The organism is Arthrobacter sp. TMN-50, assembly GCF_054511125.1.
Genome location: NZ_JBTNDG010000002.1, coordinates 47,179 through 68,770 on the forward strand (window position 1 = coordinate 47,179; position 21,592 = coordinate 68,770).

Consider the following 21,592-nt stretch of genomic DNA (forward strand, 5'->3'; position numbering starts at 1 on the left):
ATCTTACCAATGGAGGTAACGATGAAAAACCGTCGCGTACTAGGTTCAGTTGTGTCAATGATGGCCATCGGTTTGGCCGCTACCGGCTGTGGTGGAGAAGCCGAGTCGGGTGCTGACTTCCCGCAGCAGCGTATCGACTACGTACTGCCGTTCGACGCCGGGGGCGAATCCGACATCACCGCCCGGCTGCAGCAGGAGGCACTCTCCGAAGCCCTAGGCCAGGATGTCAGCGTCTCCTACAAGCCCGGCGGGGGCGGTGCCCTGGGGTGGTCCGAACTGACACGCACCGAAGGAGACGGCTACACCGTCATGGGCAGCAACCTGCCCCACATCATCCTGCAGCCGATGCTCCGCGACGATGCCGGCTACGAAACCGAGGACCTCAAACAGGTCTACATCTTCCAAAGCACCCCCAACGCGCTTCTGGTCCCTGCAGACAGCGATATCCAGGATCTGGATGACTTCATTGCGGCAGCCGAGGCTGATCCAGGGGCCATGTCGATTGGGGGAAGCGGCGACTTCACCGCCAACCACCTGGGTACCTTGATGCTCGGCGATTTAGCCGGGATCGACGTCACCTACACTCCTTTCTCCGGCACCGGAACGGCCGTGCCGGCGCTCCTGGGCAATCACGTGGACGCGCTGATGTCCTACTCCCCACAGATCAGCCAGCTGGGCGACCAGGTCAGGGCGATTGCGGTCGCGACCGACGAGCGGATGCCAAGCCTGCCGGATGTCCCTACGTTCGCCGAACAGGGGTACGACCTGGTTGACGGCGCCTACCGCGGCATCTCGGTGCCGTCGGAGACCCCTGACGAGATAGTCCAGACCCTTGCGGACGCCTTCGCGGAGGTCAACGAGGACCCCGAGTTGATCGCGTCCTTCGAGGAACAGGCGTTCGTGCTGGAGAATTACGGACCGGAGGAAGCCCTGGAGCTTACCGAAGAGCGCACAGCCGTGTACGAGGAGCTGCTGACCAGACTTGAGCTGGTCCCCTAATGTTCGAGATGCTCGGCCAGGGGCTGCTTGCCAACCTGGCCCCCTCCATGCTGCTCCTGGTGCTGATCGGCACCCTGGCCGGCATGACGCTTGGGGCGATGCCGGGGCTCAGCGCCACCATGGGTGTTGCGTTGTTGGTGCCCTTCACCTTCGCCATGGATCCCACCTCGGGCCTGGTGTTGCTCGGCGCCTTCTATATGGGAGCAATCTACGGAGGCGCCTTCACAGCGATCCTCATCAATGCCCCAGGTACTCCATCGTCCATTGCCACCGCTCTGGACGGTTATCCCCTGACCAAGAAGGGGAAAAGCGAGTACGCCATTGTCGGCGCCACGATGGGGTCCTTCGTGGGCGGCATCGTCGGGGTCATTGCCCTGATCTTCCTTGCCCCACCCCTGGCACAGTTCGCCCTGCGCTTCGGGCCTCAGGAGTACTTCTGGGTGGCAATCTTCGGGTTGACGATTATCGCCAGCCTGGCCTCCGGGTCGCTGCTCAAGGGCCTCATCGGCGGGCTGGTGGGCCTGCTCCTGGCAACCATCGGGATCGCGCCGGTGGGAGGTGATGTGCGGTTCACATTCGGCGAATCGACGTTGCAGGGAGGGATCCCGCTGGTGCCGGCACTGATCGGTCTCTTCACCATCCCGGAAGTCATCCGGCTCGTGGCGCTCCGTACGCGGGACGCGCAGATGGCTGACGCAGACCAGAAGAAGGCCAGCGTCTTGGGGATGGTGAAGGACATTTTCAGCCGCCCGATGAATCTGCTGAGATCTTCACTGATCGGTACCGCCGTCGGAATCCTTCCCGGCGCTGGTGGAAGTGTGGCCAACCTTGTTGCCTACAACGAAGCGAAACGGGCCTCGAAGCATCCGGAAACCTTCGGCAAGGGCGAGATCGATGGGGTGGTGGCGTCCGAGTCGGCCAACAACGCCACAGTGGGCGGCGGCTTCATCCCCACCCTCACCCTCGGCGTACCCGGCACACCGCCCGACGCCATCATTCTGGGGGTCCTCCTGCTGCATGGCTTGCGCCCCGGCGCCCAGCTGTTCGAATCGTCGGGTGAACTGGTTTACACCTTCATCATTGCCCTGGCAGTTTCCGCAGTGATGATGGTGCCCGTTGGCCTCATCGCGGGTCGCGGACTGCAGCGGGGAGTGATGGCGGTTCCGGTGCGATACCTGGCCCCGGGCATCACGGTGCTGGCGATCATCGGCGCGTACGCCATCCGCAGCTCCGTGGTCGACGTCTTCATCATGCTCGCCCTCGGCGCGGCGGTGTACCTGATGGCGCTGGTGGGTATTGGTGCTGCGCCGATTGTGCTCGGGCTAGTGCTCGGGGTCATCGCTGAAACCGGGCTGGTGCAGGGCATCCTGACCTCCTCCGGTGCCGACATGGCGTGGACTACATTCTTCACCCGCCCCATCAGCCTGGTGCTGATCGCGATGTGCGTGCTGTCAGCGCTGTGGCCCATCATCCAGAAGCGGCGCGACCGCGGGTCCAACAAGGCTGTTGGCGACCTGCTGCCGGTGGACCAGGCAGGAAAGGACTGATATGGGCAACGTTATCGGCGGATTCGCCATGCTCCTGATCTGCTTGATCTTCTGGCTGCAACGCGACTATTCCAGCGACTACGGGGGTATTTTCCCCGACGCCGTCATGGTGACGCTCGCGGTGCTCAGCGTAATCCTCGTGGCGCGCGGCCTGCTGTGGCGCCAGGACTCGGGATGGGACTGGACCGGACGCCTTAAGCTCGGAGGACTCGGGCGTGCCATCCTGCTCCTTGTCGCCTGGGTCGCCTCGCTGCCAATTCTGGGTTATCTGGTGGGCGGAGTGATTTTCTTTACTCTCATGGCAGTCTTCATGCGCACCTCCCGTCCAACCTGGAAAAACGTCCTGCTCGATCTGGCCGTGGCAATCGTCGTGGTTGGAGCCTTCTACCTCGCGTTCACGCAGGTGCTCTATGTAAAACTGCCGGAACTATCCCTTTGACACTGAAAGACAACTGACTATGACACTTCCGAAGTACCATGTGGCCGTCATTGCGGGCGATGGCATCGGCACCGAAGTAATGCCTCCGGCCCAGCGTCTGCTGGAACTAGCCGGGAAGCAGTTTGGCTTCTCCTTCGAGTGGGAGGAATTCGACTGGGGCTGCGAATACTATTCCCGCACGGGGCAAATGATGCCGGAGAACGGTCTGGCCCAACTGGCTGAATGCGACCAGATCCTTCTGGGCGCGGTGGGGTTCCCCGGCGTACCCGACCACGTATCCCTATGGGGACTGCTGATTCCGATCCGGCGGGCCTTCCAGCAGTACATCAACCTGCGTCCGGTGAAGCTGCTCCCTGGCATCGAGTCTCCGCTGCGCAAGGTGCCCGCCGGTGGCATTGACTTCCTGGTGGTGAGGGAAAACAACGAGGGAGAGTATTCCGAAAGCGGCGGCCGGCTATACCGGGGTACCCCCCAGGAACTCGCCATCCAGGAGTCCGTGTTCACCCGGTTCGGGGTGGAACGTGCCATGCGCTACGCGATCGGCCTCGCGGAACAGCGCAAGGGACAGTTGGCATCCGCCACCAAGTCGAACGGGATCATCCACACCATGCCGTTCTGGGACGAGATTCTCCGCGAACTCGGCGCGGAGCATCCACAGCTGAAAATCTTCGAATACCACATTGATGCGCTGGCGGCGCTCTTCGTGCTGGACCCGGCACGGTTCGACGTCGTCGTCGCATCCAATCTATTCGGAGACATTCTGACGGACCTGGGTGCAGCAATCATTGGAAGCATCGGCATAGCCCCGTCGGCGAACCTCAACCCGGAAGGGGATTTTCCCTCCATGTTCGAGCCCGTGCACGGCTCCGCCCCTGACATTGCAGGGCAGGGCAAAGCGAATCCGCTGGGCCAAGTCTGGGCGGCGTCGATGATGCTCGACCACCTGGGCCATGAGGATGCAGGGGCCGCTTTGCTGACCGCGATGGGCCAGGTGCTTGAGGAAACCGACATACGGACACCAGACCTCGGCGGCTCGGCAACTACGGAAGAGGTCTCCGAAGCCCTGGCGAAAGCGTTACAAACCCTGTCACCGGCGGGAGTGAACGGATGAGAATAGTCGAAATCCGGGAGCAGACCCTCCCCATCAGCTCCTCCATCCGCAACGCGTTCATTGACTTCAGCAAAATGACGCTGAGCCTGGTAGCCGTCATCACCGATGTGGTGCAGGATGGACGCCCCGTAGTGGGATACGGGTTCAATTCGAATGGCCGGTACGGGCAGGGCGCGATGATGAGGGAACGGTTCATCCCCCGGATCATGGAAGCCGACCCCGTCGACTTGCTGGATAACACCGGCGACAACCTGGACCCCAGCCGAATCTGGGATGTGATGATGTCCAATGAGAAACCCGGTGGCCACGGCGAGCGGTCCGTGGCCGTTGGCGCGCTGGACATGGCGGTGTGGGACGCAGTGGCCAAAGTCGAGCAGAAACCCCTGTTCCACTTATTGGCTGAACGGCACGGAACCGGCACCCCCGATCCGAAGGTATTCGTGTATGCGGCCGGTGGTTACTATCAGCCGGGACGTGGAGTTCAGGGGCTCCTGGACGAGATGCGCAGCTACCTGGACCGCGGCTACACGGTGGTGAAGGCGAAGATTGGTGGCGCCCCGCTGGCGGAGGACCTGAAACGGATTGAGGCGGTTCTCGGGATGCTCGAGCCCCATCAGCGCCTGGCCGTGGACGCCAATGGAAGGTTCGACCGGAAGACAGCAGTGGTCTATGCCGAAGCCTTGTCCGCCTACAATCTCTTTTGGTACGAGGAACCGGTGGATCCGCTGGACTTCGACGCACAGGCAGAGGTTGCCGCCGTGTATGCGAAGCCCCTCGCCACCGGGGAGAACCTGTTCTCGATGCAGGACGCACGCAACCTCCTCCGGTACGGCGGCCTGCGCCCGGAGAAGGACTGGCTACAGTTCGACTGCGCCCTCAGTTACGGCCTGGTCGAGTACCTGCGGACCCTCTCGATGATTGATGAACACGGCTGGTCCCGCTCGCGCTGCGTTCCACATGGTGGCCACCAGATGTCGCTCAACATCGCGGCTGGGTTGGGACTGGGCGGCAACGAGTCGTATCCCGACCTGTTCCAACCCTTTGGCGGCTTCCCCGACGGCGTGGAAGTGGTGGATGGCCACATCACCATGCCCGACCTTCCCGGCATCGGGTTCGAAGGGAAGGCCGACCTTTACGTTGTGATGCGGGCGCTCAGTGACTGACCGCCCGGGTGGTCGCCGTCCGCTCGTCGCGGTCACCCGGTCCACCCTGCCGGGTAATGGGCTGAACCGGCTTCGCGAGCATGCCGATGTGATCGTGTGGCACGACGACGACGTCGTTCCGTTCGGGGAGCGACTGCGGAAGTTCGCCGCCCACGCGGATGGTCTGCTGGGGTCCTTCGCCAGAGTGGACCGCGCCTTTTTCGAAGCGGCTCCGAACCTCCTGGTGGTGGCGCTGCCGAATGCCGGATATGACGCAATCAACGTCGAGGCCGCGGTGGATCACGGCGTCGTCATTACCAACACCCCCGGGGTGTTGCACGAGACGACAGCGGATACTGCGTTTGCGCTGATTCTTCTGGCCCGGAGGCGGCTGGTGTTCGCCTCCGATGACCTGCGGGCCGGAAACTGGAAGCGAACGGGCCTGGACGAGCATCTCGGCCTGGACGTGTCTGGGGCAACGCTTGGACTGGCTGGGTTCGGCCAGATCGGGCAGGCAGTGGCCCGCCGTGCCGCGGGGTTCGGCATGAACGTGCTGCACAGTCTGTCCCGGACCGGCACCAACGAACTGTCGACAGCGGTTTCGTGGGATGAGTTGCTTGAGCGTTCGGACGTGCTGTCGCTGCACGTACCCCTGACCCCTGAAACCAGGGGCCTGATCGGCCGGGCGGAACTTGCCGCGATGAAGCCAACCGCGACCCTGGTGAATACCGCACGCGGGCCAATCGTCGATACTGCTGCCCTGATCGAAGCGCTCGACCGCGGGGCCCTCCATTCAGCCGGACTCGACGTTTTCGAAACGGAGCCGCTGCGTGATCCGTCCGAGCCGGTGCTGCGTCATCCACGGATAGTTTCATTGCCGCATGTAGGCTCGGCAACCGAGGCGACGCGGGAAAAAATGGTGGACCTAGCCGTGGCCAATATCATCAGCGTCCTCAACGGTCAGCCAGCACTGACGCCGGTACCGGAGTGTGTTGCAGCCGGACGAATCACCGGCTGACGCGCCGCCGTAGCTGATCTAGGCGTTCCACAGTCCGTAGGAATCGGCCAGGGAGGAAATCTTCTGTGCGCGGGCCAGTCGGGGCAGGTAGGACCCATCCCCTACCACCGCGCCAGCGGCGTGAGCGCTGAGGAGTTCATGGGCCCACACAATTTCGGACTCGCTCGGGGACAGTCCCTTGTTGATCGTGTCCGTGGCGTCAGGCAAAAGGCACAACTTCCCGGTCATTCCCATGGACGCCGTCACTTTACAGGCTTCCAGCAGGGTGTCGCCCAACGCACCGACCGTTGGCCCGTCGATGGGGCCGGGAAGCTGTCCCACCCGGGAGGCCACCACCAGCTTGGCGCGTGCGTAGGCCAGGGCCATTGGCTCGTCCGAAGCTCCCGTGTCCCGGCGGAAGTCGCCGACACCGAATGCCAACCGGAAGGTGCCGGGTGCGCTGGCGATCGCCGTTGCGTTCTCGATTCCCAGGGCCGATTCGACCAGGGCGAGCACCGGAGTGCCGGCCTGAAGCCGCATCGCGGTGTGGGTGACCTGCTCGGGCTTCTCGGTCATGGCGAGCATCACGCCGCGCAACCCGGGGGCTTTGGACAGCGCCGCTAGATCGTCAGCCCAGAAGTCGGTTTCGATGCCGTTGACCCTGACCCACGCGGTCATCCCAGTGGAGAGCGCCTCGACTACGCGCTCACGCGCCTCCGCTTTACCATCGGCAGGCACCGCATCTTCCATATCGAACACCACCGAATCCGCCTCGGAGGTCAGAGCGGGCGCAAAGTTGGCCTCGGATGCCGCAGAGGCTAGGAGCCAGGACCGGGAAAGCTTGGCGGGGAGCGCAGCAGCGCGGCTGTTTCGTAAGGAAGCCATACCAGAACACTACTGAACCGTTGGAGTCATAATCCACCGCAGCACCGTAGTCGTCGCAAACACTACGAACAAAAGTCTTGGAGAACCGGCGGCTACTGAGTGCGCTCCAGGGTCAGCCCGAGGTGGGCAGCGATTTCCCGCCCAACCTGCTGTAGTAGTGGTGTTGCGTTCGCAATGCACAGGTCGACGTCCGGCTCCAGGTCTGTCAGCGCGAACGTGCGCTCGAACCCAGCGGATACCAACTGCTCGGGGGTCAGCACGGTCCTGCCGCACACCGCGATAGCCCTGACGCGGGCCGCCGCTGCGGCATTAGCGACCCCCAGCGGGGTCTTACCTCCGAGGCTCTGTTCATCAAGGCTTCCTTCGCCGGTGATCACCAGGTCGGCGCCGCGTAACTTTCCGGCCAACCCGGCCAACTCCAGTACGACGTCGATTCCCGGCCGGCGCCGCGCGTTGAGGATGGCGAGCGCCGCAAACCCGACTCCTCCTGCCGCTCCGGCGCCCGGGGCAGTGACCATCTCATCGACCATTGGACCCGCCACTGCGCCGAGAATGCTGACGAAACGGGCCAGGGCCGCATCGAGTTCCTCGACATCGGTAGGTGTGGCTCCCTTCTGCGGTCCGAACACCGCTGCCGCACCGGTGGCTCCCAGAAGCGGGTTGTCGACGTCGGACGCCAGGGTGATCGAGGCGGCTGGCAGGCGTGGGTCCAGGCCGGTCAAATCGATCCGGGCGAGGGACGCGAGCGCTGCACCGCCGGGCGGAAGGTTGCGGCCCTCGTCGTCGAGCAGCCTGGCCCCCAGACCAGTCAGCACGCCTGCCCCTCCGTCGGTGCTGGCGCTGCCGCCGACCCCGAGGACAATGTCAGTGCAGCCACGGTCGAGGGCGAAGCGAATGAGATCGCCGGTTCCACGACTGGTGGCGCCGCGGGCATTGAGGATGCCGCCGGGCAACACGGCGAGGCCGGATGCGAGCGCCATTTCGATGACGGCCTGCGTGCCACGGATCGCGATGGGCGCCTCCAGGGGCTCGCCGGTTGGCCCGGTCACTGTGGTGCTGTGAAGGGAGAACCCGGCAGCGACGGCGGCGTCGAGAGTCCCCTCACCGCCGTCGGCTGCTGGCACCTGTTCGATCGACAGGAGAGCATCGGGGCCCGCTGCCGCGCGCAGCCCGACGGCCACGGCGTCGGCAACCTCGGGGGCGGACAGCGACCCCTTGAACTTGTCCGGTGCAATTACTATGCGCATACGGTCATTACATCACTGGTGGTGCCCCTCGGGCGGCTGGGGCGGGTCAACGGCTCCCGTATGACGCTGATCAGGGCGGAAAGCCTTGGCACGCACGGCTTCGGGAGCGTCACCTGATCCTTACGTGACGCGTGCGGTGGTGACCCAGACGAATGCCTCTGCTGCGGGGGTCTTGTACTCGAGACCAACCGGACCCTGGTAGCCGAGGGCCCGGCTGCGCTCAATCCAGTCGGCCAGTGGCAGGTCTCCGCTGCCGGGGACCCCACGACCGGGAGCGTCGGCGATCTGGAGGTGTCCGAAGTCCTGGGCGTGGGCCTCGATTACCGCGCCGACGTCGTCCCCGTTCGCTGACAGGTGGTAAAAATCGGCGAGAAGTTGAATATTGGCGGCGCCCCGGGCATGCACTTCCGCGATCACGTCCAAGGCATCCTGCGCGGTCTTCAGCGGGTACCGGTCGGCTCCGCTGATCGGCTCAAGGAGGACGGTCCCGCCGATCTTGGCGACAGCGTTGGCGGCAAGAACAAGGTTGTCGATGGCCAGTGCGTCCTGTTCCTCGGCGCTCACGCCGTCGATCCGGTTGCCGTAAAGGGCATTGAAGTGTCTGCAGCCCAGTCGTTGACCGATGCCGACGACCACCGGCAGGTTAGCGCGGAAGTCGTCGCTGCGGCTGGGCCACGAGACCAGTCCGCGGTCCCCGCCGGGCATGTCTCCGGCGTTGAAGTTCAGGCCGGTCAGCTGGACTCCTGCACTGGTGATGGCGTCCTCGAACTCTTGGATTTCCGTCGGAGAGGGCGTTGAGGTGGGGAACGGCCACCAGAACTCCACGGCATCGAATCCGGCGCTCTTCGCAGCGGCCGGCCGTTCCAGCAGAGGCAGTTCAGTGAGAAGGATTGAACAGTTCACTGTGTAGGTCATTGGCAATCCGATTCGATAGCAATTCCGTAATCTGAAACTCGTCTTCTGTTGGATGGAATATTAGGCCGGATTAGGATGGTCCGTCAACGGATTCGGTGCGAAAATCTAACGAGGGCGAGTTCCTAGGCGGCATGACGCGCTCCAGCTCGCCGTAGGTGCGCCAGAATACGTCCCTTGAACTCAGCCTCCCGGAAGAGATCGGTCCATTCGATCCGCAGGAAGGTCCACCCGAGCGCGGTCAGGGCCTCTTCGTGACGGCGCTCCTCAAGCAACCCCACGGCAGTGAGCTGATAGTTAGAGTACTTGGCCCAACCGCCAATCATGAGTGCGGCCCGCGGCTCCCGCCAGGCGAAGTGCAACCGGAACCCGCCCAGGTGACTGGACACCAGGGCCTGCTGCTCGGGCATGGGCAGAGGCATGGACCGCAGGATGTCGAGTGCGACGGTCTCGCCTGGTGATTCCGAAAGCTGGCTAGCGTTCCGCAATACCTTCCGAGCGCGCCCTATGCCCTTATGGTTGGCCAGAGACGCCACGATGGCATCCATTCGTTCCCGGCTCGCCCCAAGCTTGAGGGCGTGCTCGATCGTGATCAGTGCGCTCGGATACTGGAAGATCCGCGAACAATCTACTGCCGTGCGCTCGAGCGACGTGCTGAGAAAGCCGAACTTCCGGGTCACGTCGGAGGCGGCAAGCCAACCCTGATGCAGCCGCACATCTCGGGCATGACTGGTCGCGGACGCACCCGGTCGCTCGGTGATGTGGATCAGGGGATCCGGGTTCAGGAGGAATAGCCTGTGCAATCGAGCAGCAGAGGTATGGCTATAAATTGGGGCATAACTACCGGAGACCGCGCCGACCCTCCAATGCGCAAACACCTTCATGAGTGCCTGTCCATCTGTCGACAGCTTGTTCCACTGCCCAACGCTCAGATAGCAGCCTCTCCGCACCCGGATCAGCTGTCCATGCCGCACCAGTGCGTCAATATTTGCGGTAGTCAAACCCTGACCCGCGAGCTCATGCGTCAGCCATGGTCCCTGTCGATCCAGCCAATCCGGAAGAGTCATGGCAACAGGATGCCCTCCCCCGGAGCCCGCAGCCACGGGTGGACGCCACTATGTGGACAACCCCAGTGAACCGTTATGGGGAACAAACCTATGGGTGCATGCGTTTGCATGTATATACTGGCGTCCCGTGCTGGTTTAACCGAGGAGGAACTTGTGACCGCACAAACCGAAGGGCTCCACCACGTCACCGCAATCGCGGGCGACCCTCAGAGGAATATCGATTTCTACATCAAAGGCCTGGGCCTACGGCTGGTTAAGAAAACCGTGAACTTTGACGATCCCGGCACCTATCACCTCTACTACGGTGACGAAGCGGGAAATCCCGGCTCCCTCCTTACTTTCTTCCCGTGGCAGGGCGTCCGTAGCGGACGGGTGGGCAGCGGGCAATCCACCACCACTGCATTCTCCGTTCCGCAGGGAAGCCTCGGCTGGTGGCAACAACACTTCAAGGGCATCGGGGTCGATTCAGACCTCACCCGCGCCTCGTCCGAGGAAGAGCGCCTGTCCTTGCGCGATCCCGACGGCCTGCAAATCGACCTCGTGGCGTCGTCGCTCTCCGATCCCCGAAACCCGTGGGATTCCGCTTCAGTCCCGGCGGAATACGCAGTCCGTGGCCAGCACTCATCGGTGCTCACCGTCGAAGACCCCACCGCCAGCATCGAAACGTTTACTCGTGATCTGGGCATGAACATCCTCAGCGAAGCGGGTGGCAGGTACCGACTCAGCACCCATACTGGCGAGCCCGGCACCGTCGTCGACATCGTCACCGACCGACGCGGCGAACGCGGCCTCGTGGCCGGTGGCACCGTCCATCACATCGCCTTCCGCGTGCCCGACCAGGCCACCCAGGAGCTCTGGCGTCAGGAGTTAGCGGAGCGCGGCTACGCCGTCACGGCCATCCTCGACCGCCAATACTTCACGTCGATCTACTTCAGAGAGCCCGGCGGCACCCTGCTGGAAATCGCCACCGACACTCCAGGCTTCGATATCGACGAGCCGCTGCTCGAACTGGGGCGCTCGCTGAAACTGCCACCCTGGCTCGAACCCAACCGGGACGCCATCTCGCACGCGGTCGCAAAGATCAAGGTGCCCGATGAGAACAACCCATCCATCGCTACCTTCCTGAGCTAGGAGTCCGAATGACCAAAGTTGCACACTGGCCACACCTCTACGATGCGGGAACACCGGGCAGCGCTGTGCTGCTCCTCCTCCACGGCACCGGTGGGACCGAACACGACCTGCTTCCGCTGGCTCAGCGCCTCGCCCCCGGCGCCGGGTACCTTTCCCCCCGCGGCCCGGTGCAGGAACACGGGATGAACCGCTGGTTCCGGCGGTTTGGTGAGGGCCAGTTCGACGTCGACGACGTCGTCCGCCGTGCAGCTGAACTCGCCGAGTTCATCGGTTGGGCACGGGACCATTACGCCCTGGGCAACCGGAAGGTCATTGCCGTCGGATTCTCCAACGGGGCGAACATCGCACTTGCCACGGTATTACTGCATCCACGGGTGCTGGACGACGTCGTCGCGTTCTCCGGGATGTACCCGCTGGGTGACCGGGCGTCCGACGGCGATCTGGCGGGTACAGCCGTCGCGCTCTTTAACGGCGAGGCAGATCCCATGGCGCCGCTGACCAGCGTGACGCAGCTGAAATCGGCGCTGGACGCCGCTGGCTCCGACGTGCATCAGGCCATCCGAAAGGGTGGCCATGGCGTGCACCCCGACGAGGTGGACGGTGCGGCGGCCTGGATCAGTTCCCGCGCCCCCGCCGCCACCCCATGACCAACGCCTCCCCCCACCTCCCCATCGAGGGGGGCCTTCGCCCTGACCCCGCGCCCTTGTCAGCACCGCACTCCCGGCATAGCATCCAGTAATGGATGCCGTTGAATACACTCCAACCCGGGATCAGCTCGTCTATACGTTCGGGGGCGCCGCTCCGGTAATGACCGTGCAGCCCGGTACGGTGCTCAAGCTGTGGTCCGAGGACGCCTTCAACCATGCGCTGACCAGTGTCGATGACCTGTCAAGCGAGAAGGTTGACCTTCGGTTCGTCAATCCGCAGACCGGTCCGTTCTACGTGGCGGGAGCGGAACCCGGAGACACCCTGGCGATCCACATCGTCGACCTGACACCGGCACGGTCGTGGGGCGCGTCGGCCACCATTCCGTTCTTCGGCGGGCTGACCAGCACTGACCGAACTGCCTTTCTGCAGGAACCACTGCCGGACACTACCTGGATTTACCATGTAGACACAGCGCGACAGACCGTAGGATTTCAGGCCCGGCACAGCGACTTCGAGGTGGCGCTCCCCCTGGAACCGATGCTTGGCACCATTGGGGTTGCTCCGCCGGGCGGTGAGGTGCGGTCATCCCTGGTCCCCGAGCGGTTTGGTGGAAACATGGACTCCCCCGAGGTGAAACGGGGAACCACCGTCTATCTGGGGGTCAACGTCGAGGGTGCGTTGTTTTCGATTGGGGATGGCCATTACCGCCAGGGAGAAGGCGAGGCCTGCGGCACCGCGGTCGAAGGCGCCATGAACTCGACCATCCTTGTTGAGCTGATCAAGGGGAACGCGCCGGCCTGGCCGAGGCTGGAGAGCAATACCCATTGGATGACTGTTGGCTCCTCCCGGCCAATGGAGGATTCCTGGCGGATTGGTCAGGTGGAAATGGTGAGGTGGTTCAAGGACCTGTTTGGACTGCACCAGATGGATGCCTACCAGCTCCTTACCCAGACGGCGCTGGCGCCGATCGCCAATGCCGTCGATGCGAACTACAGCGTGGTCATCAAAGCGGCCAAACAGCTGTTCCCCCGGGTCCATGCCTTTGACGGAATACACGACGAGCTGCGGCGCCGCAGCCAAAACCTTTAGGAGAATCCATGGACCTGCAGCTCATCGGTCTCACTGTCCTGGTGGCTGGCGGCACGAAGGGCATTGGCCGCGCCATCGTCGATAGCTTCGCGGCGGAAGGCGCCAATGTGGGTTTCTGCGCGCGGAACGCCGCCGAGATCGAGGCGACCGAGACGGCCCTAGCTGACACCACAGGCCGCGTTTCGGGGACCGCCCTGGACATGGGGGACGCCGACGCCGTGGCCCGGTGGGTCGCCGACGCGGCGTCGATGTTCGGCGGAATCGATATCGTGGTCAGCAACGTCAGCGCACTAGCCATTCCGGATACCGACGAGTCCTGGGAAGCATCTCTGCGGGTGGACCTGATGGGAACGGTTCGGCTGGTCAAAGCCGCAATGCCGCACCTGGAGCAGAGCGAGGCGGCATCAATCATCGCCATCTCAAGCGTCTCCGGCCGCGAAGTGGACTTTGCATCGGGGCCTTACGGCACAGTGAAGTCCGCGCTCATCGCGTACATAGCGGGTCTGGCGTTTCAGCTTGCTGATAAAGGCATCCGCGCCAACACGGTCTCTCCCGGCAACACCTTTCACGAGGGTGGAGTGTGGCAGAGCATCGAACAGGGAAATCCCGAGCTGTACAGCATGGCGATGGGGCTGAACCCCACGCATCGGATGGGGACGCCCCAGGAGGTCGCTGACACGGTGGTGTTCGTAGCGAGCCCGCGGTCCAGCCGGACCACCGGGGCCAATATCCTGGTGGATGGCGGCCTGTCGCGGGGGATCCAGTTCTGATCCTTACATCCGCCCGAACCGGACGCGGACTACGACGAAGATTCCGTAGCAGATCAGCCCTACAGCGAGAACCACTGCCAGGCCTAACGGGTGAGCCATCATCGACCGGGGGAAGTCCTGGGTGAACTCACTCGAATCCGGTTCGTTCCCAGCATCGGAAAGTTCCTCAGCTGCGTCGGCCCCAGTCTTGGGTTTGCTGGTCTCCTCGGTGGACATACTGGCCACAGGATAGTGACCCGGTCGCAGCGAAGTGGCTGCCCGACCACTCGTTTGCGGCCCCGCCACTATTGCAGCACCTACAGGACTTAGAGAACTTCGAACGGATCCACTTTTGGTGCTACTTTTTCGACGTCGGCCGTGAGATCAATGTTCCGACTTCTTCTCCCTCGACGAAACCCTCGAACTCCACGAACGTCTTGACCTGATCGGCGGACGGATAGCCACGGTGCTACCGTTCGAAATCGGCTTCACCTGGATCATTCCCGGCATCGCCATCGCCGCGGTGCCGGTCCTCATGCTGCTCCGTCTCGTGCTGTCATCGCCTTCGAGCGTTCGCAACGGAATTATTCTGGCCGGCACGACATTCATCGTCGTCGAGACGATCGGCGGCAATTGGATCGACGCCAACGGGATGACCTGGCACTTCTTCGTCCTGGTCCTGGTTGAGCAAACCCTAGAAATGGCTGGAGTAGCACTCTGCCTCGCGTCCCTTCTCCATCTGTTGGAGTACAAGCGGTTCGACGGCGGAACCGCCTACCGCCTGGCGGAACGATTCACTAAACAGTCGGGCCGCCGTCGCTTTCTCAAGTGAGGCGGTCCAGCCCCGACTGTCTAGCCAGGGTTACGCAGATAGTCCAGTTGCGCTGCCACCGATGCCTCCGCGGCCCGACGAATTGAAGAGTCGACGTCGGCGTAGACCAGGTCGGTAATGTCGTTCACTGATGCGTCGGCTCCTATTTTCGCGAGCGCGGCACGTATCTGATCCAACCGCTCATACCGGTGCTGACGGTAAACAAGCGAGATGGCCGCCAAATCCGGCAGGATCGGCCCGTGGGCGGGTAGCACAGCGGCCGCGCCCAGAGCCTCCAGCTTCGCCAGCGAGTTGAGATACGGACCAAGGCGGCCGTCCGGGTAGTCGATGATTGTGGTGCCGCGGCCCAGGATCGTGTCACCAGTGAGCACGGAACCAGTGTCGCCATCGTCAGGCAGGTGAAAACAGACCGAATCCGAAGTGTGCCCAGGGGTGGCGAGAACCGAAATCCTTACACCTGCCGCGGTGATCTCCTCACCGTCCGTGAAAGGGTCTCCGCCGTAGCAATGGGCGGGGTCCATCGCCCGCACCGGCGCGCCGGTCAGCTGGTGGAAACGCTCACTGGCCTCGGTGTGGTCCCGGTGCCGGTGGGTGATGAGGACCAGTTCAACCGACCCTGCTCCGGCGAGCCCGGACAGGTGTTCCTCGTTCAGCGGCCCTGGATCGACGACAACAACCGGCCGCCCACCCTCGACTCCTCCCGGCGCGGCGAGCAGGTAGGAGTTCGTACCCTCAAGACTCATGGGACCCGGGTTGGGCGCGAGCCGGTACCGGGTCAGGACACTGCTTGTGATCAGGCCGGAGGCAGCGGGGGTACGCATGCGTCTACTTTAGTCAGCTGCTCTCTCGGACACTGTCCGGGTCCGATAGAGTGCGCAGCATGAGGACATTCCCAAACTCAGACCCGGCCGTTCCCCGGCTGGCAGTCAGCGTCCTGATGCTGCGCGGCGATCAGATCTTCATTCAGAACCGCTCGCTGACCATGGACTTCGCTGCGGGAGTTGTGGCGTTTCCGGGAGGTCGCGTTGACGACGTCGATCATGTCACGGCGCGCGCCCACCCGGCCCCCGCGTCTCTGCTGGCGACCCACGCACGCTGCTGGGCGGAGACCAGTGTTACGGCTGGCGGTTGGAGCGACCCGACGGAGGCTGCCGGGGTATTGCTGGCCGCCGCGGTCAGGGAGGTGCACGAAGAAACCGGGGCCATCTTGTCCCCTGCGGAGCTGACGCCGTGGGCCAACTGGATCACTCCAGCAAGCTACAGCAAGAGGTTCGATACGTTCTTCTATCTGACGCTGCTCACGCCGACGCTCGATCCTCAGCATCGCACTACCGAGGCAGATTCGTCTCATTGGGCCTCGGTGAAGGACATTCTTGTACGCGCTGCGGACGGCCGGGTGGAACTAATGCGCCCCACTGAAGCACTGCTACTGGAGCTGGCCTCGCTTCCAGGGGAGTCACCGGCGGCCCTCAACGTGGTGCTGGGGGCGCCCCGCCGGATCTCTCCGGTGGGCAGCATGTAACCTTCCAGATCTCGGCACCAAACACAACCGGGACTGCTCCAACAAAAAACCGCTGACGTGGTTTGATGTTGACGCTGGCAGATTCGACGGTTTGGGATCTGAGCAGGGCCTCGCCCGTAATCTGGCGTGGGAAAACTCAGATCGAACTCTCAGGAAACGAGAGTAACGTCCAGTGGTACCCGTTGTGATTGCGGCGCAAGCTGATCAAGGGAGATAGACCGTGAACCGTACGTGGCGAAACTGGATGCCAGCCGTGGCGATCACCGGTGTCCTTGGAGCCGGGGCTCTAGTGGTCCCCTTGACCGCCAGCGCTGCGGTGGATCTGCCAGATCTAAGCGCAGCCGAGATATTGGAACTCGCCGCCAGCCACTCGGTAGATGCGCTCTCCGGCACCATCGAGCAGACCTCCGACCTCGGCCTCCCCGATCTGTCCCTGATCGGCGGATCGTCGGGGGGTGCAGGCGTCAGTCCAGCGCCCGGGACAGACAGCGACGGCGGCGCAGCAGTGACCCCCGAAAGCGCGGTCCTTGAGCTGCTCACCGCGCCCCACACGGCGCGGGTCTTCCTCAACGGAACGTCACAGGCCCGCGTGCAGGTGCTCGACGACATGGCCGAACGCAACATCATCCTCAATGGCGACGACCTCTGGTTCTACGACTCGGAGGAAAATTCGGCAGTCCACGCCACCGTTCCGGAGCACGAACCAGGATCCACGCACCTCTCCGACGTCCCGACGCCGGATCGGCTCGCGGCGCTCTTCCTTGAGAAGGCCGATCCATCCACCGAAGTGTCGGTTGGACCCGACCACATGGTCGCCGGCCGTGCCGCCTATCAGCTGATCCTGACCCCACGCACTCAGGAAACGCTAGTCGGTTCAATCACCGTCGACATTGACGCCGAAACAGGACTGCCCCTCGCGGTGAGCGTTGCTGCGACCGGCGTAGCGAGCCCCGCGTTCAGCGCGGGCTACACCGAGATCAGCTTCGAAACGCCACCGGCCGGCACCTTCGCCTTTGCTCCGCCGGCCGGTGCCGCCGTGACCGAGGCGCCCGATGAGACCGAGCACAGCGCACCCAACGAGCAGGTCGATGACACTGCCACAACCACGGACGCCGTTGAACCGACAGTGACTGGCACAGGATGGGCAACCGTCATCGAGTTCCCCGCTGATGCCGCCGTGGCCGACGATCCGGACCTGGCCGGCATGGTCGACCAACTGGGCACCCCGGTCGACGGCGGCCACCTCGTCGAAACCCGTCTGCTCAACGTCCTGCTCACCGATGACGGGCGGGTTCTAATCGGATCGGTACCCGCCGCTCGTCTCCAGGCAGTCGCCGACGACGAGTGAGTGACGAAACGTTCCTCGCGGGGCCCGTCGTCCAGACCCGCGGCCTCACCAAACGATTTGGTGGGCAGACCGTTCTGGGCGGCATTGACCTGTCCGTGCCGAAGGGGTCCGTCTTCGGCTTCCTCGGGCCGAACGGGTCCGGCAAGACCACGACCATCCGCATTCTGCTGGGGCTGGCCTCCGCAACGTCCGGGGAGGTCGAGGTCCTCGGGCGCAGCATCCCCCGGTTCCTCCCTGAGGTGCTCCCCCGGGTGGGAGCCCTGGTCGAGGGCCCGGGTTTCTACCCGTTCCTGTCGGGCCGTGCGAACCTGCACCGCCTTGACGCGGCGGACCGTTTTGTTGACCCGTCGACCCGCCAATCTCGCACCACCCGGGCACTGGAACGGGTAGGGCTTTCCCAGGCCGCTGATAAAAAGGTGGGGGCTTATTCGCTTGGTATGAAGCAGCGGCTGGGCATCGCCAATGCGCTGCTGACGCACCGCGACCTCATCGTGCTCGACGAACCCACCAACGGGCTGGACCCCCAGGGCACCCGCGAGGTGCGACATTTGGTTCACTCGCTGACCGCCGAGGGCACCACAGTGTTTGTCTCCAGCCACCTACTAGCCGAGGTGGAACAGATCTGCTCTCACGTGGCGGTGCTCCGGGCAGGCAACCTCGTGGCCCAGGGGTCGCTCGGCGAGCTGCGCGCCGCCGGGCAGACCCGGGTCGAGGTGCTCACCCCAGACCCGACGGACTGCCTGCGGGTATTGGCTGGTCTGGGACTCGTTCCGGAGGCGACGACGCCATCCCACCGCTCACCGCACGGTCTGGGGTCTGCCATCACCGCGCCGCTGGTCGACCACCTGCCACCCGAAACCATCGTCGCTGCCCTGGTTGCCGGCAACGTTCGGGTGACCGGGTTTACCGTTGACCAGGTGGGGCTTGAGGAGCTCTTCGTGTCCCTCACCGGAGAGGGGTTTGATGTTGTCCAGTAGCGAGCAGCCGACGAGCGTCGACCAGCGACCCGCATCGGGGATGGTGTTCGTGGCCTCCGAGCTGGCGGTCCTGTTCCGACGACGGCGTACCTGGGCCCTGCTCCTGGCCCTCGCCGCGATCCCGGTGCTGATTGCCGTGGCTGTCCGGCTGACGTCAGGTCCGCCCTCCGGCCGGGGACCAGCGTTCCTTGATCAAATCACCCAGAACGGTCTCTTCGTCGCCGTCGCAGCCATCACCGTGGCCATTCCTCTGTTTCTGCCTCTGACAGTTGGAGTGGTGGCCGGCGACACCATCGCCGGCGAAGCGAGCACCGGAACGCTGCGCTACTTGCTGGTCGCCCCGGTAGGCCGTGGGCGGCTTCTCGCCGTCAAATTCGCTGGAACCGTGGTCTTCTGCCTCTCCGCGACCCTCGCCGTCGTCCTGGCCGGCACGCTCATCGGCGCAGCGCTCTTCCCGGTGGGACCGGTGACGCTGCTGTCCGGAGACACCGTGAGCATTGGCGAGGCGTTGTTGCGGTCGGCTCTGATCTGCGCGTACGTGACGCTGTCACTGACCGGTCTGTGTGCCGTGGGACTGTTCATCTCGACCCTAACGGATGTGCCGGTGGGCGCGATGGCGGCCACCGTGGTGGTCTCTGTGGTCTCTCAGGTGGTGGGCCAGCTTCCCCAGTTGGAGTTCCTGCATCCGTGGCTCTTGAGTCATTACTGGTTCGACTTCGCTGACCTGCTCCGGCAGCCGATTCAATGGTCGTCCTTCGCGGCGAACGCCCTCCTCCAGTCCGGTTACGTCCTCGTGTTCGGCGCTCTCGCCTACGGCAGGTTCACCTCACGGGACGTCCTCGCCTGATGTCTGACAAGTTGCCGTTGCGGCTGTAGCCGCTGCTGCGAATTCGGTTCGAAGAGGAGCTACGCGAACACTGAAACGTCCCTCATATGATGGAATCTGAGCTCTTATTGGATGCCCGATTCCACTCAGTGGAAAGTAAGATAGTCTGAAAAAAGTTTCCCGCCGCAAACGAAGACTGCCAGCGAAAGCTGGAGAGCTGGGAGTGTTACATGGCTGAGAAAACGGGCGGCAGCGGAGTACAGTCCGTCGAGCGGGTTTTTGAACTGCTCGAACTTATCACTGACGCCGGCGGTGAGGTGTCCCTGAGCGAACTCTCCTCTTCCACGGATCTCCCGCTGCCAACCATCCACCGCCTGCTACGCACCCTGGTCACCAAGGGTTACGCCCGGCAACTCCCCAATCGCCGCTACGCGCTGGGCCCACGGCTGATCCGCCTCGGCGAGGGTGCGAACAAGCAGCTCGGCGCCCTGGCACGTCCGCAGTTGAAGAACCTGGTGGATAACCTCGGGGAGACCTCAAACATGGCAGTCCTGGACTCGGACATGGTCATCTACATTGCTCAGGTGCCCTCCCCCCACTCGATGCGCATGTTCACGGAGGTGGGCCGACGCGCCCACACCCATGACACCGGTGTCGGGAAGGCCATCCTCGCGCAGCTGGGCAACGACGCCGTGCGCAGCATCGTCGCCCGTGCTGGCATGCCCACGCCCACCGATAAGAGCCTCAGGACCATCGAAGAGCTGCTGGTTGAGTTGGATCTCATCCGCGAGCGAGGGTACTCAATCGATGAGCAAGAACAGGAACTGGGGGTCAGGTGTTTCGCGATGGCGGTGCCCAACGCTCCGACCCCAAGCGCCATCTCAGTATCCGGCCCGGTCTCCCGCGTCGATGAACGCTTCGCCGAAAAGGCTGTCCCGCTACTCCGTGCGGCGGTCCGGTCCATCGCCAACGAACTGAACATCACCGCCTGACCGCGTCACCTGGTGAACCGGATCTTTCAGCACATCGTTACCGATGGCAGGGCGCGAGTTCGCACCGGATCTTTGTAAGGTGGAGTATGGATGCCGTCGATGCACTCAACGAAATAGCCTTCTGGCTCGAACGCAAGGCCGCTCCCACCTTCAAGGTCAAGGCGTTCCGAAATGCTGCCGAGACACTCCACGACCTTTCCCCCGATGACCTGCTGGCCCGGACCAGGGACGGTCGGCTCAAGAAAACGAAGGGGATCGGTACCCGAACCTTCGAGGTAGTGTCCCAGGCGGTCGGTGGCGCGGTTCCCAACTACCTGGCCGAACTCCGGGAGCAATCTGCTGAGCCCCTGGCTAAGGGAGGCCAGTCGCTGCGGAAGTCGCTGCGCGGTGACCTGCACAGCCATAGCAACTGGTCCGACGGCGGCAGCCCCATCCACCTGATGGTCCAGGCCGCTAAGACGCTCGGCCACCAGTACCTCGCTCTGACCGACCACTCACCGAACCTCACCATCGCCAATGGGCTGAGCGCCGAACGGTTGAGTGACCAGCTCCACGAGGTGGACCGACTCAACGACGACGCCGACGGGTTCCGGCTGCTCGCCGGTATCGAAGTTGACATCCTCGAGGACGGTACCCTGGACCAGACCCCCGAGCTGCTGGGCCGACTCGACGTCGTCGTCGCCAGTGTGCACTCAAAATTGCGCGCGGACCGTTCCACGATGACCCGACGGATGCTCGGCGGCATCCGCCAGCCGCAGACCAACATCCTGGGCCACTGCACCGGCCGACTGGTGCAAGGAGCCCGCGGTGCCCGCCCGCCGTCTGAGTTTGATGCGAAACAGGTCTTTGCTGCGTGCGCTGACAACAATGTTGCAGTCGAGATCAACTCCCGACCCGAACGCCAGGATCCGCCGGATGACCTGATCCGGCTGGCTCTGGACGCCGGTTGCCTATTCAGCATCGACAGCGACGCGCATGCGCCCGGACAGCTTGACTTCCTCCAGTATGGAGCGGAGCGAGCCGAAGCGAACGGCGTACCAGCTGACCGCATCATCACCACCTGGCCCGAGGATCGGCTGGTCAGCTGGTTAACCAACGGTTAGGCAGGTGGTCGCCAAGATGGGCCTGGAAG

General features: G+C 63.7%; 23 protein-coding genes. 17 read left to right on the top strand and 6 right to left on the bottom strand.

What is annotated here, in order from left to right; genetic code table 11:
* The first annotated feature begins 21 nt into the window (after nucleotides 1–21).
* The 6 genes from ACX80A_RS04090 to ACX80A_RS04115 are packed head-to-tail and all read left to right on the top strand — an operon-like array spanning nucleotide 22 to nucleotide 6,256.
* A complete protein-coding gene (locus ACX80A_RS04090; protein WP_459258402.1) occupies nucleotides 22–999 on the top strand; it encodes a tripartite tricarboxylate transporter substrate binding protein in 978 nt (325 codons plus the stop codon).
* Entirely contained in the window at nucleotides 999–2,546 is a 1,548-nt protein-coding gene (locus ACX80A_RS04095; RefSeq protein ID WP_459258403.1) for a tripartite tricarboxylate transporter permease, read from the top strand. The genes ACX80A_RS04090 and ACX80A_RS04095 overlap by 1 nt, the downstream gene beginning before the upstream one ends.
* Nucleotide 2,547: 1 nt before the next feature.
* Complete coding sequence (locus ACX80A_RS04100) at nucleotides 2,548–2,985, top strand: tripartite tricarboxylate transporter TctB family protein (RefSeq protein WP_459258404.1); 438 nt, start codon at nucleotides 2,548–2,550, stop codon at nucleotides 2,983–2,985.
* 19 nt (nucleotides 2,986–3,004) lie between these two features.
* A complete protein-coding gene (locus tag ACX80A_RS04105) occupies nucleotides 3,005–4,096 on the top strand; it encodes a tartrate dehydrogenase (protein ID WP_459258405.1) in 1,092 nt (363 codons plus the stop codon).
* Nucleotides 4,093–5,259 (top strand): mandelate racemase/muconate lactonizing enzyme family protein, encoded by a 1,167-nt coding sequence (locus ACX80A_RS04110; protein WP_459258406.1) that lies wholly within the window; start codon nucleotides 4,093–4,095, stop codon nucleotides 5,257–5,259. The genes ACX80A_RS04105 and ACX80A_RS04110 overlap by 4 nt, the downstream gene beginning before the upstream one ends.
* Nucleotides 5,252–6,256, top strand: coding sequence for a 2-hydroxyacid dehydrogenase (locus ACX80A_RS04115; RefSeq protein WP_459258407.1), 1,005 nt, complete (start codon nucleotides 5,252–5,254; stop codon nucleotides 6,254–6,256). Before ACX80A_RS04110 ends, ACX80A_RS04115 begins: the two co-directional genes overlap by 8 nt.
* 18 nt (nucleotides 6,257–6,274) lie before the next feature.
* Here ACX80A_RS04115 and ACX80A_RS04120 read toward each other — a convergent pair whose 3' ends face one another.
* From ACX80A_RS04120 to ACX80A_RS04135, 4 genes are all read right to left on the bottom strand, one after another.
* Complete coding sequence (locus tag ACX80A_RS04120) at nucleotides 6,275–7,120, bottom strand: HpcH/HpaI aldolase/citrate lyase family protein (RefSeq protein ID WP_459258408.1); 846 nt, start codon at nucleotides 7,118–7,120, stop codon at nucleotides 6,275–6,277.
* Between the two features lie 92 nt (nucleotides 7,121–7,212).
* Entirely contained in the window at nucleotides 7,213–8,367 is a 1,155-nt protein-coding gene (locus tag ACX80A_RS04125; RefSeq protein WP_459258409.1) for a glycerate kinase, read from the bottom strand.
* Between the two features lie 120 nt (nucleotides 8,368–8,487).
* The gene (locus ACX80A_RS04130; protein ID WP_459258410.1) at nucleotides 8,488–9,282 is read right to left on the bottom strand and encodes a hydroxypyruvate isomerase family protein; all 795 of its coding nucleotides are present in this window, start codon (nucleotides 9,280–9,282) and stop codon (nucleotides 8,488–8,490) included.
* Nucleotides 9,283–9,404: 122 nt separating this feature from the next.
* Complete coding sequence (locus ACX80A_RS04135; RefSeq protein WP_459258411.1) at nucleotides 9,405–10,082, bottom strand: type IV toxin-antitoxin system AbiEi family antitoxin domain-containing protein; 678 nt, start codon at nucleotides 10,080–10,082, stop codon at nucleotides 9,405–9,407.
* A 417-nt stretch (nucleotides 10,083–10,499) separates the two neighbouring features.
* On the opposite strand from ACX80A_RS04135, the gene ACX80A_RS04140 reads away from it, so the two are divergent.
* The 4 genes from ACX80A_RS04140 (at nucleotide 10,500) to ACX80A_RS04155 (ending at nucleotide 13,984) form a co-directional block, all read left to right on the top strand.
* Nucleotides 10,500–11,477, top strand: a complete 978-nt coding sequence (locus tag ACX80A_RS04140; RefSeq protein WP_459258412.1) for a ring-cleaving dioxygenase — start codon at nucleotides 10,500–10,502, stop codon at nucleotides 11,475–11,477.
* Between the two features lie 8 nt (nucleotides 11,478–11,485).
* The gene (locus ACX80A_RS04145) at nucleotides 11,486–12,124 is read left to right on the top strand and encodes an alpha/beta hydrolase (protein ID WP_459258413.1); all 639 of its coding nucleotides are present in this window, start codon (nucleotides 11,486–11,488) and stop codon (nucleotides 12,122–12,124) included.
* Nucleotides 12,125–12,215: 91 nt separating this feature from the next.
* Nucleotides 12,216–13,214 (top strand): acetamidase/formamidase family protein, encoded by a 999-nt coding sequence (locus ACX80A_RS04150; protein ID WP_459258414.1) that lies wholly within the window; start codon nucleotides 12,216–12,218, stop codon nucleotides 13,212–13,214.
* Nucleotides 13,215–13,222: 8 nt separating this feature from the next.
* Entirely contained in the window at nucleotides 13,223–13,984 is a 762-nt protein-coding gene (locus tag ACX80A_RS04155; protein ID WP_459258415.1) for an SDR family NAD(P)-dependent oxidoreductase, read from the top strand.
* A gap of 3 nt (nucleotides 13,985–13,987) precedes the next feature.
* Here ACX80A_RS04155 and ACX80A_RS04160 read toward each other — a convergent pair whose 3' ends face one another.
* Nucleotides 13,988–14,200 (bottom strand): DUF1206 domain-containing protein, encoded by a 213-nt coding sequence (locus tag ACX80A_RS04160; protein WP_459258416.1) that lies wholly within the window; start codon nucleotides 14,198–14,200, stop codon nucleotides 13,988–13,990.
* 229 nt (nucleotides 14,201–14,429) lie between these two features.
* Between ACX80A_RS04160 and ACX80A_RS04165 the strand changes: the two genes are divergently transcribed.
* A complete protein-coding gene (locus ACX80A_RS04165) occupies nucleotides 14,430–14,795 on the top strand; it encodes a hypothetical protein (RefSeq protein WP_459258417.1) in 366 nt (121 codons plus the stop codon).
* 20 nt (nucleotides 14,796–14,815) lie between these two features.
* Here the strand turns inward: ACX80A_RS04165 and ACX80A_RS04170 are convergent, their stop codons facing one another.
* Nucleotides 14,816–15,616, bottom strand: coding sequence for an MBL fold metallo-hydrolase (locus tag ACX80A_RS04170; protein WP_459258418.1), 801 nt, complete (start codon nucleotides 15,614–15,616; stop codon nucleotides 14,816–14,818).
* Between the two features lie 59 nt (nucleotides 15,617–15,675).
* Here ACX80A_RS04170 and ACX80A_RS04175 point away from each other — a divergent pair, with 59 nt between their 5' ends.
* The 6 genes from ACX80A_RS04175 (at nucleotide 15,676) to ACX80A_RS04200 (ending at nucleotide 21,563) form a co-directional block, all read left to right on the top strand.
* Nucleotides 15,676–16,317 carry an NUDIX hydrolase gene (locus ACX80A_RS04175; RefSeq protein ID WP_459258419.1) on the top strand — a complete coding sequence of 214 codons (642 nt, stop codon included), beginning with the start codon at nucleotides 15,676–15,678 and terminating at the stop codon, nucleotides 16,315–16,317.
* Between the two features lie 220 nt (nucleotides 16,318–16,537).
* Nucleotides 16,538–17,665 carry a LolA family protein gene (locus tag ACX80A_RS04180; RefSeq protein WP_459258420.1) on the top strand — a complete coding sequence of 376 codons (1,128 nt, stop codon included), beginning with the start codon at nucleotides 16,538–16,540 and terminating at the stop codon, nucleotides 17,663–17,665.
* Nucleotides 17,662–18,642, top strand: coding sequence for an ABC transporter ATP-binding protein (locus ACX80A_RS04185; RefSeq protein ID WP_459258421.1), 981 nt, complete (start codon nucleotides 17,662–17,664; stop codon nucleotides 18,640–18,642). The genes ACX80A_RS04180 and ACX80A_RS04185 overlap by 4 nt, the downstream gene beginning before the upstream one ends.
* Before the next feature lie 40 nt (nucleotides 18,643–18,682).
* The gene (locus tag ACX80A_RS04190; RefSeq protein ID WP_459258822.1) at nucleotides 18,683–19,489 is read left to right on the top strand and encodes an ABC transporter permease; all 807 of its coding nucleotides are present in this window, start codon (nucleotides 18,683–18,685) and stop codon (nucleotides 19,487–19,489) included.
* A 209-nt stretch (nucleotides 19,490–19,698) separates the two neighbouring features.
* A complete protein-coding gene (locus ACX80A_RS04195; RefSeq protein WP_459258422.1) occupies nucleotides 19,699–20,460 on the top strand; it encodes an IclR family transcriptional regulator in 762 nt (253 codons plus the stop codon).
* 86 nt (nucleotides 20,461–20,546) lie between these two features.
* Nucleotides 20,547–21,563, top strand: a complete 1,017-nt coding sequence (locus tag ACX80A_RS04200; RefSeq protein ID WP_459258424.1) for a PHP domain-containing protein — start codon at nucleotides 20,547–20,549, stop codon at nucleotides 21,561–21,563.
* Nucleotides 21,564–21,592 lie beyond the last annotated feature (29 nt).

Bases quoted from the DNA above. Each gene is read 5' to 3' on its own strand.
- ACX80A_RS04090 (WP_459258402.1), top strand. From the start codon at position 22: ATGAAAAACCGTCGCGTACTAGGTTCAGTTGTGTCAATGATGGCCATC.
- ACX80A_RS04095 (WP_459258403.1), top strand. From the start codon at position 999: ATGTTCGAGATGCTCGGCCAGGGGCTGCTTGCCAACCTGGCCCCCTCC.
- ACX80A_RS04100 (WP_459258404.1), top strand. From the start codon at position 2,548: ATGGGCAACGTTATCGGCGGATTCGCCATGCTCCTGATCTGCTTGATC.
- ACX80A_RS04105 (WP_459258405.1), top strand. From the start codon at position 3,005: ATGACACTTCCGAAGTACCATGTGGCCGTCATTGCGGGCGATGGCATC.
- ACX80A_RS04110 (WP_459258406.1), top strand. From the start codon at position 4,093: ATGAGAATAGTCGAAATCCGGGAGCAGACCCTCCCCATCAGCTCCTCC.
- ACX80A_RS04120 (WP_459258408.1), bottom strand. From the start codon at position 7,120: ATGGCTTCCTTACGAAACAGCCGCGCTGCTGCGCTCCCCGCCAAGCTT.
- ACX80A_RS04125 (WP_459258409.1), bottom strand. From the start codon at position 8,367: ATGCGCATAGTAATTGCACCGGACAAGTTCAAGGGGTCGCTGTCCGCC.
- ACX80A_RS04130 (WP_459258410.1), bottom strand. From the start codon at position 9,282: ATGACCTACACAGTGAACTGTTCAATCCTTCTCACTGAACTGCCTCTG.
- ACX80A_RS04145 (WP_459258413.1), top strand. From the start codon at position 11,486: ATGACCAAAGTTGCACACTGGCCACACCTCTACGATGCGGGAACACCG.
- ACX80A_RS04150 (WP_459258414.1), top strand. From the start codon at position 12,216: ATGGATGCCGTTGAATACACTCCAACCCGGGATCAGCTCGTCTATACG.
- ACX80A_RS04155 (WP_459258415.1), top strand. From the start codon at position 13,223: ATGGACCTGCAGCTCATCGGTCTCACTGTCCTGGTGGCTGGCGGCACG.
- ACX80A_RS04160 (WP_459258416.1), bottom strand. From the start codon at position 14,200: ATGTCCACCGAGGAGACCAGCAAACCCAAGACTGGGGCCGACGCAGCT.
- ACX80A_RS04170 (WP_459258418.1), bottom strand. From the start codon at position 15,616: ATGCGTACCCCCGCTGCCTCCGGCCTGATCACAAGCAGTGTCCTGACC.
- ACX80A_RS04175 (WP_459258419.1), top strand. From the start codon at position 15,676: ATGAGGACATTCCCAAACTCAGACCCGGCCGTTCCCCGGCTGGCAGTC.
- ACX80A_RS04190 (WP_459258822.1), top strand. From the start codon at position 18,683: ATGGTGTTCGTGGCCTCCGAGCTGGCGGTCCTGTTCCGACGACGGCGT.
- ACX80A_RS04195 (WP_459258422.1), top strand. From the start codon at position 19,699: ATGGCTGAGAAAACGGGCGGCAGCGGAGTACAGTCCGTCGAGCGGGTT.
- ACX80A_RS04200 (WP_459258424.1), top strand. From the start codon at position 20,547: ATGGATGCCGTCGATGCACTCAACGAAATAGCCTTCTGGCTCGAACGC.